This is a genomic window from Corallococcus llansteffanensis, assembly GCF_003612055.1.
GTDB lineage: Bacteria > Myxococcota > Myxococcia > Myxococcales > Myxococcaceae > Corallococcus > Corallococcus llansteffanensis.
In genome coordinates this window covers 1-8,510 of sequence record NZ_RAWB01000439.1, presented here as the reverse complement: position 1 = coordinate 8,510, position 8,510 = coordinate 1, and the positions used below count along the sequence as shown (strand labels likewise).

Annotated in this window: 6 protein-coding genes; 3 read left to right on the top strand and 3 right to left on the bottom strand. The window is 67.9% G+C overall.

Annotated features, from left to right (window positions below):
- Nucleotides 1-117 precede the first annotated feature (117 nt).
- Nucleotides 118-948 (top strand): hypothetical protein, encoded by an 831-nt coding sequence (locus D7V93_RS31140; RefSeq protein WP_147451426.1) that lies wholly within the window; start codon nucleotides 118-120, stop codon nucleotides 946-948.
- A 60-nt stretch (nucleotides 949-1,008) separates the two neighbouring features.
- On the opposite strand, the gene D7V93_RS31135 is transcribed toward D7V93_RS31140, so the two are convergent.
- Nucleotides 1,009-1,395 carry a hypothetical protein gene (locus D7V93_RS31135; protein WP_120646843.1) on the bottom strand — a complete coding sequence of 129 codons (387 nt, stop codon included), beginning with the start codon at nucleotides 1,393-1,395 and terminating at the stop codon, nucleotides 1,009-1,011.
- A 375-nt stretch (nucleotides 1,396-1,770) separates the two neighbouring features.
- Here D7V93_RS31135 and D7V93_RS31130 point away from each other — a divergent pair, with 375 nt between their 5' ends.
- Nucleotides 1,771-2,397: a TetR/AcrR family transcriptional regulator gene (locus D7V93_RS31130; protein ID WP_158623903.1), complete on the top strand. Its 627-nt coding sequence runs from the start codon at nucleotides 1,771-1,773 to the stop codon at nucleotides 2,395-2,397.
- A gap of 216 nt (nucleotides 2,398-2,613) precedes the next feature.
- The gene (locus tag D7V93_RS31125) at nucleotides 2,614-3,975 is read left to right on the top strand and encodes a PI-PLC domain-containing protein (RefSeq protein ID WP_147451425.1); all 1,362 of its coding nucleotides are present in this window, start codon (nucleotides 2,614-2,616) and stop codon (nucleotides 3,973-3,975) included.
- Nucleotides 3,976-4,041: 66 nt separating this feature from the next.
- Here the strand turns inward: D7V93_RS31125 and D7V93_RS31120 are convergent, their stop codons facing one another.
- Nucleotides 4,042-4,812: a DNA alkylation repair protein gene (locus D7V93_RS31120; RefSeq protein WP_120646840.1), complete on the bottom strand. Its 771-nt coding sequence runs from the start codon at nucleotides 4,810-4,812 to the stop codon at nucleotides 4,042-4,044.
- A gap of 36 nt (nucleotides 4,813-4,848) precedes the next feature.
- Nucleotides 4,849-8,510: GAF domain-containing sensor histidine kinase (locus D7V93_RS31115; protein WP_120646839.1), on the bottom strand; the 3,662-nt coding region annotated here is incomplete at its 5' end.

The following is an 8,510-nucleotide window of genomic DNA, read 5'->3' as shown; positions in this document are numbered from 1 at the left end:
TACAACGAGCACTGGCTGTTGGAGCGCCACCATTTCCTCTCGCCGAGTCAGGCCCGGCGAGAGCTGATGCAGAAGCAAGCGGCCTGATTACAACCAATCTAGTGTCTCAACAATCCGGTGCGGTACAGGACGGCCGAAGCGGTGCGCGCCAACCTGCGCGCCGTGCGGCTGGCGGCCCCCGGCAAGGCGGAGCTGCCCCCAGACGCGGAGCGCACGCGCAAGGCCGCCTATTTCAACCTGCATGCGCTGGGCGTGAGCGTGGCGCTACCCGGCCCCGGCCAGTGCTCTCCCCTCACGAAGGCGAGCGCTTGCAAGGCGCCCGTGTACGGCTGCGGGGCGAAGTGGACGGAGCACGGCTCGGGAGGGGGCAGCTCCGGGGCGGCGGTGAACCTGGCCCTCTCGGAGCAGGCGGCGGCGCTCGGCAAACTCGCGCAGGGGACGGAAGACACGGTGGCGCGCCCCAAGCGTGGCGTCCTGCTCGGCATCGAGGGCTCACCCCCGCGGGAGAAGATGCCCTCCAGTCTGGTGCTGACAGAGGAGGAAGCGGAGGTCTTCACCGGTCCGTGTGCGAGGCACTCCGAGTGGTCGTGCGGCTCCTCGGCCGCCGTGCGGGGAGCGGCGGACACCTGCCGCGCCCGCGCGGGCGGCTGTGATGGTGGAGTGATGGATTGCCCCTCGGCCCTGCGTTGCAGCGAAGAGGCCTGCGCCGAGGCGGAGCGTAGCCCGTCCCCCGCCGTACGCGCCGAACAGCAACTCGCCTGGCAGACCGTTGACCGCTGCGGCACGGAACCTCTGCCACACACCTCGTGCTCCGTGGTGCTCGCCGACGCGTGCCTGGGCCTGGTGGGCGTGGTGTGTGAGACGTCCACAGTAGCCCGCGACGGCAAGGTGCTCGAGAAGACCTCGCCCGAAGTGGGTGAGGTGTGGCTCCAACGCACGGAGCCCTGAAGGACAAAAAGGCGCGTGTCCCGGTGACCACGGCTCGGTCTGCCTCCACACGCAGGTGAGTCATCGCCCCTGGTACCAGTTGATGCCGGCCAGCAGATTGAAGGCCAATCCCTTGCGCGTCCCCTCCGGGACACGGGCGGTGCCGTAGTGGCCCCGGCCCTGGACGTCCACGACGAAGCGCCCCGCCCTGAAGACCTCGAAGCCGGTCCCGAGCGTCACGGACGGGCCCAGATGGAACTTCCCTTCGTCCTTGCTCTTCACATCGTAGAAGGCGGGCGCATCGAGCGTCAGCCCGACACCGCCCATCACCCACCACCGGTCCATCAGCCAGAACTGGAGGGAGGGAATGGCGCCTTCGAAGCCCCGGTCCCGCTCCCTGCCGGCCCCCTTGTACCGGTAGATGCTGCCGGGAAGGTGCAGGACCAGCGCGGTGTCGTGCCGGAGCATTGCCCCGATCTTCAAGTTCGGAAACGACGCTGAGAGCTCCATCCGGGCTGGCAACGCGTCCACCCCTGTCCGGATGGATGAGACACCGAAGGCCGCCCCGAGCACGAGCCCACGTCTTCCCTCCTCCGCCCTGACACGCGTGGACCAGCCGACGCTGACGCACAGGAAAAGCCAAACCCACGCTGACCTCATGACCGACTCCTCTTCCGGCGCAAGCGGCCTTGCCGGCATGCGATGTAAATCCGACTAACATCCAGGTAGAAAAAAGGGCGGACAGCACGCTGCTTCCGCTCCAGGGCACGACGATCCATGTTAGTGACGCTCACATCGATAGCATCCACTCCTCTGGGTGAGCAAGCAAGAAGGAGGTCGGCGGTGGCGCGCAGGAGCAGCAAGACGGAGCCGGAGCGCAAGGCGGACGACGCCTACCATCACGGGCATCTGCGGACAGCGCTCCTGCAGGCGGCGCTGGAGACGATCGCCGCGCGCGGCGTGGACGCAGTGAAGATGAACGATCTCGCCCGCCGCACGGGGGTCTCGGTGGCGGCGCCCTTCCGGCACTTCCCGAACCGGCAGGCCCTGCTGGTCGCACTGGCGGAAGACGCCGCACAGCGGCTGCAGGCGCGGATGGAGGCAGCGGCCCGCTCCCACGAGGATCCGACCGAGGCCCACCGCGCGCGCGGGGTGGCCTACGTCCGGTTCGCGGTGGAGGAGCCCGCCTACTTCGCCGTGCTCAGCCGGGCCGACGTGATCGCCGCCTCCCCTCCCCTGCAGCGGATGTCAGCGATGAATATCGAGGCGATGGACCTGATCCTCGGGAAACGGCGGGGCGGCGAGGCGACTCCCTCGCTCGTGCGCCGCACGGCGGGCGTCCTCGCGGCCCAAGCACTCACCTTCGGTCTGGCCCGCATGATCGTCGAGGGGCTGCTCGGCGACATCACCGCCGAGCAGGCGGAGCGTCTGGCCTACGAGGTCACCGGGGTTCTTGGGGAGGGACTGTAGCTCCCCGTCCCCGTCACCGTTGCTGAGGCTCTTGCGTTCGCACGAGACGCGCCGCGTATTGCCCGGACGCAGGGGCCCCTGCGTATGACGCGTTTCTCCCGGGGCGCGCAGGCCGTAGAGGGTCCACAGGCATTGGCACCATTCTTGGAACGTGGTGCGACACGTCCCTTTCCGGGGCACCGCCGTTCCTGCCAATTCCCCCTGCGGAGCATCACGATGAGCGTTCCACTGATTGACCACCTTGTTGATCCTTCCAACTGGATGTCGCTACTCGCGAGAATCAATCCCAACGTCCAATTGAAGGACTTGTCGATCCCCGGAACGCATGACTCGTGCAGCCGCCTGGATGCGTGCAAGCCCATCTCCACGACGCAGTATGCCACGCTCGAGCAGCAGCTGGATGCAGGGGTCCGCTTCCTCGACGTGCGCATCAAGACCGATGGCCCCCAGGGCGTGAAGGTCGTGCATGGGATTGAGGACGTGGGGGATTACTATGCACAACCCACCAGCGGAAGGCTGTCCTTCAAGACCGTCCTGACGCGCATCTACGACTGGATGAACAAGCCGGAGCACCGCGACGAGTGCGTGATCATGAAGGTGGTGGATTGCGACCACACCAATCTTGACACGGAGCCCGCTGACTACGACACCCACACCCGCATCCACGACATCTGGAAGAGCGTGGATGATGCCAGTCACGAGAGGAAGAGCCTGGACTTCAACACCCGGCACACCGCGGAGGACTTCCTGCGGATGACGCTCGGTCAGGCGAAGGGGAAGTTGCTGCTGTGGCGCGTCTTCAAGGATCCCGAGGTCCCCCATGGAAAGCGGAAGGCGTTCGGGCTGGACCTGTATCAACTGAAGGACGAAGCCCGGTTCGACAACAATCCCTATTTTGGGATCACCTCCCCCGCCTCCGATGGCAGGAAGCGGGTCAGCACGCTGCATGCGCAGTCGCTCTACACCTGGAAATACAGCGGCCCGCACAAGACGCTCACCTACGCCGACAAGATGAACGCGGTGCGACACCTCTTGTACGACGCCTGGCACGACCACACTGGCGGGGTTGGGACGCGGAGGTTTGATTCCTATCGCGTCAACGAATTGAACATCGCGGCGATCTACCAGTCGTCGTCGGATCGTCAAGACGTGGATTCCCAGAGGTATTACCCCATCACCAATGCGACCCACATCAATCCGCTGGTGGGGGCCCTGTTGGATCAACTGCTGGCGCCCGAACCCACGTTGCCAACCCTGAGCAACAGCAAGGCACAAGGGCATGGCAGCGTGGGGATCATGCTGTTTGACTGGGCGGAGGATTCCGCTGGCACGCGTCGCGACTTTGAGCAGACCCGTCTCTTCACCGAGCCGCTCTACAAGAAGGTGATCCTCTTCAATTTCAAGCCCTCGAAGATGTTCACCCGCGACAACCAGGGCGTTGACTCCATCCGCTACCAGTCCATTGGCGACCCGCCCTACGCAGCGCTGCAATACCATGACGGGGGCTCCTGGCACACGCTGGAGGGAGCCTCGGGGCCTTCTTCATTGCCCTTCGAAATAGGCCGCGTCATCGCATGATCGGTGGCCATCCGAAAGGGTATGCGCGCCACGGGGAATCCATCCGTCGCGGGCGCAGCTCCCAGGTCAAGACGCATTGCTCCTGCGCACCTTGTACTCCAGCGCCAGCAGCGCCTTCCGTTGCTCCGGGTCCAGCCGCTCAATGGCATAGCGCAGGGTGTCCCGCTGCATCCCGGAGATATTCTCCTGGATGAACCCCACCACCGCCTCGCGGTGGTGGTCCGCCGCCACCTTCAGCAGCCATCCCACGCTCTTCTGCACGTACGGCTCTGGATCCGAAAGCAATCGCTGTGCATTTCCGAGGATCACCTCCCGGGGCAGCATGTACCGGGAGGTTCGAAGCTCGCGGTTCACGAACTTCACGAGCGCGACGTTCGCCGCCCTCCGACACCAGGGGGAACGGGACCCGGTCCAGTGCTGGATTCGGGTGATGGCGGGCGTCCGGGTGAGGAAGAACGGGTACATCACCGTCAGACACAGGTCGTCGCACTGGGCCCAACTCCAGACGGAGTGCTCCAACCAATACCGGAAGCGGTCCAGCAGCGCCTCGTCGAACGAGCGCCCGACCGCCTTGCGGACCACAGCGAACCCCAGGAGCACCTCCTCGTGGTGGGTCGCCTGGGCGAGCAGGTCCTCGGTCACCGCCAGGCGCTCCTCGGGCGACAGGCTCTTCTGCTTGACGAACGCATCGGCGATGCGCCGCACCTCCGCATTGCTGACCCCCAGGGCTCGGACGTCCGTGGGGAAGTAGCGGCGCGTCGCCTCGGCGAGGCGAGGGTTGCTCCGCGACTTCAGGATGCCTCTTAGCTCGTCGCTCACGGCAGGGGTCGCGCTCATGGGCGTCCATCCTGCACCAGCCTCTGGAGCTTCACGTCAAGCGGCGGGTCCACGGCCGGTCGGTCCCGGCGGACTCAGGGGCAGGTCCACCACGAACGTGGCGCCGGCGCCGAGCGCACTCTCCACGGTGATCGTGCCGCCGTGGGCGCGGACCGTCTCACGCGCGAGATAGAGGCCCAGGCCCAGCCCGCCGTAATGGTACGCGGGCGCGGCCTGCTCGAACCGCTCGAAGATGCGCGCCTGATCCGCACGATCCACACCGCCTCCGCGATCCTGCACCTCGAGCCGCGCGAGGTCGCCGGTCACTCGCGTCCGCACGGTGATGGGATGGCCCGCGCCGAACTTCACGGCATTGAGGAGCAGGCTGGTGACGAGCCGCCCCAGCCGGATACGATCCCATCGCCCCACCACCGTCTCCTCGAGCTCGAGCTCCGCTCGACAACTCGCGGCTCTCAGACGATCCGCCAGGGGGTCCACCTGCTCCCGCACCAGGCTGGACAGGTCGAACTCCTCCAGCGCCAGCGCCAGCGCGCCCGCCTTGAGCCGGGACACCTCAAGCATCTCGTCGGCCAGATAGGCCAGGCGGCTGACCTGACGCTCGAAGGTCCCGAGCAGGGTGACGAGCCGGCCGTCGGTGTGCGCTTCAGGCGCTCGCGTGCCCATCACCCGCCGGATCGACTGCACCTGGAGCTTCATGGCGGTGATGGGGGTCTTGAGCTCGTGGGAGGCGATCGCCAGGAAGTCGTCGCGCACGCGGACGGCCTCCTGGGCCGCTTGATAGAGGCGGGCGTTCTCCAGGGAGATGGCGGCCTGCGCGGCCAGCACCTCCAGGGTGAGGATCCGCTCGGACGTGAACGCCCCCGCGAGCTGGTTGTTCTCCAGGTAGAGCATGCCGGCGAGGTCCGCCTGCCGGACGAGGGGAATGCACAGCACCGAGTGCACGCGCAGCGAGGCGAAGTACGGATCCGAAGAGAAGGGGTTCGGCTGTGATGCATCGTCGAGCAGGACCGGCTGCCGCATCCGCTGCACGTGCGTCAGGAGCGAGGCCGGAAGCTCGGCGCCGGGGACGGCGGGCTCGCCGAAGACGGAGACCTGGATCCCGGACTCCGTCAGCTGCGCCGCCACCCGCACGAGGGGACGGCCTCCTTCGAGCGTCATCAGGTATCCACGCTCCGCGCCGGCCTGCTCGAGCGCACTCCGCAGCAGCTTCTCCAGCAGCCGCGACAGGACGATCTCCTGGGAGAGGACCTGTGAGGCGTGCACCATCGCGCGCGCGTCGAGCTGCGCGGGCTCCGCGTACAGGTGATGGGGGAGCACTCGCGACAGGCGCTCCTTCAGGCGGGGGTACAGCTGCTCCAGCTGGCGCAGCTTGGCTTCGGCACCCCACTCCTGGTACGCGCGCCAGGCCTCCTCGAGGTAGGCGTCGGCGACGGTGCGCAGGCCGCGGGAACGGTAGAAGCGCGCGGCGAGCTCGCCCGCCAGCGCCGCATATTGGAGGAAGCCGCTCTCGCGCGCGGCCTGGAGCGCCCGCTCGTAGTGCGCTCCGGCTTCCTCGGCCCGTCCGTGCAGCCGCGCGACCTCCGCCGTCACCAGCGCCTCGAAGGCGAGAAAGTTGGCGGGACAGAAAGCCGCCAGGTTCCTGAGGAAGGCGTGATGGCCTTCGAACTCGACCCTCCACTCCGCCTGCTCCTCCGCGGGTGCCTCCTCGCCATGGGCCGCCAGCGCCAGGGCGACCATGAAGACGGCATGGGCCTCACCGTACTGGCCCCGTTGGCTGACGATGAGGCCGGAGAGCTTTCGCGCTTCGGCGAGCGCGGCGGCGCGGTTGCCCAGGAACAGGTGGAGCTCGAGGCGCCGGAGGCGGTACCAGAAGCTGGCGAACGGCGGGTGGAGGCCCACCCGCTCGGCGAAGGCCGCCTCATCGAGCCTCTCGAGGGAGAGCGCCGGAGGGCGGCCGCGCAGCGCCTGGGTGAGCCGCTGGACGATCTCGACACAGAGGAGCAGCGGCGCGTTCCCAACGCCGCGGGTGAAGTCGGCGGCGGCCTGCGCCGCGCGCTCGACCTCTTCGAGCCGTTCGCCCGCGGCCAGCGCCAGCATGCAGCGGTGGGTGAGCCCGAGGCAGACGAAGAACACGTCTCCCGCTCGTCTTCCAGCGCGCAGGACCCGCTCCAGGTAGGTGTAGAGGGAGCGCGCCGGCTCGACCCAGGGGAGGAGCGCGACGCCCACGACCAGGCACACCTTCGCCTCATCCGCGAGGAAGCCGTGCCGCTCCACCAGCGCGAGCGCCACGCGGGCGAAGCTGGCGGCCCTGGCGTACTGCTGGTGGGTGATGACCAGCTCGAAGCCGTAGGCGGTGAGCCCCACCGTGGAGGCGGAGGTCAGTCCATGCCGGAGCGTGAGGATCACCATCTGGCACGCCACCAGGTGGTGCAGCTGCGGGTTGCAGAAGTAGGCCGTCGGCAGGAAGGAGGCCAGCACGCTCATGGCGGCCTCCATGTCCTGATCCCGCATGGGGGCCAGGCTGAGCAGCGCCTCGATGGCGTGCTCCCCGAGAAGCTGCTCCACGGTGCGATCTGCTTCCTCGAGCTGCTCCAGCGTGGGCTGGGAGCTCAGCTCGATGCCGTACTGACGGAGGCAGGCACTGGCGCTGTCGATGGCCGGGCTCAGGGCACCCCGGGTGGTATGAAGGTCGATCTGGGCCCGGTAGGCGCCGGCGCGCTCGGCGGGAGTCCGCGCATGGGCCAGCACGAGGGCCAGGATGCGCTCGGCCGTGTCCAGCTTGCCGGCGCACAGCTCGCTCTCGGCCTCTTCCAGGTGAAGGCTCTGGGCGAGCTCATGATCGGCGGTCCATGGATCGGGAGCCAGCAGCGCCTGGCCTGCCTGGAGGTACCGGATCGCCGCGCCATATGCGGAGGCGGCCTTGGCCCGCCTGGCCGCGAGCAGGTCGAGCCGAGCGATCGCGATGCGCTCGTCCAGCGCTTCGAGCAGAGGGATGCCCTGGTTGAGCTGGCTCACCAGGGTGAACACCCGCTCGGGCAGCAGCTGAGGAGAGGTCTGCGCGAGCAGCCGGCGGCCGATACGCAGGTGCGTGGCGGCGCGCACCTCGGGCTCGAGGAGCGCGTAGGCGGCCTGCTGCACGCGATCGTGTGAGAATCGATAGGTGCCGTCGAGGGACAGGAGCAACCCCTCCCGCACCGCCAGGTCCAGCGCGGTGCGCAGGGCCTCCTCCGAGAAGCCACTCGTGACGATGAGCGGTTCGAACTCGACGGTCGCGCCCAGGCAGGCCGCGAGCCTGAGCGCTTCTTGCGTGACGGCTGGGAGGCGTCGCAGCTTGTCGAGCATCAGCCCGATGACGTCTTCGGTCAGCTCCAGCGCGCGAATGCGGTAGGCGCTCCACCGCCAGGTGTTGCGTCCCCGGTCGAACGTGATCAAGCCGGCACGATGAAGCGCGAAGAGCAGCTGGACGGTGAAGAAGGGGTTGCCGTGGGTCTTCTCGCAGACCAACGCCGCCAGCGGAGCGAGGGTCCGTGGGTCAGCGCCGAGCGTGTCTCCGATGAGGCGCGCGCAGTCCTCGCGCGACAGCGGGAGCAAGGTGAGCTCCGTCACCCGGGTCTGGCCCTTCTTGAGCTGCTCAAGGGTGACCGCCAGCGGGTCGGACGGCGCCCTGTCGTGGTCGCGGCAGGCCCCGAGGATGAGGA

What these genes read in the sequence shown, in the direction of transcription:
- D7V93_RS31125 (WP_147451425.1), top strand. Translation starts at nt 2,614, where the DNA reads ATGAGCGTTCCACTGATTGACCACCTTGTTGATCCTTCCAACTGGATG.
- D7V93_RS31135 (WP_120646843.1), bottom strand. Translation starts at nt 1,395, where the DNA reads ATGCTCCGGCACGACACCGCGCTGGTCCTGCACCTTCCCGGCAGCATC.
- D7V93_RS31120 (WP_120646840.1), bottom strand. Translation starts at nt 4,812, where the DNA reads ATGAGCGCGACCCCTGCCGTGAGCGACGAGCTAAGAGGCATCCTGAAG.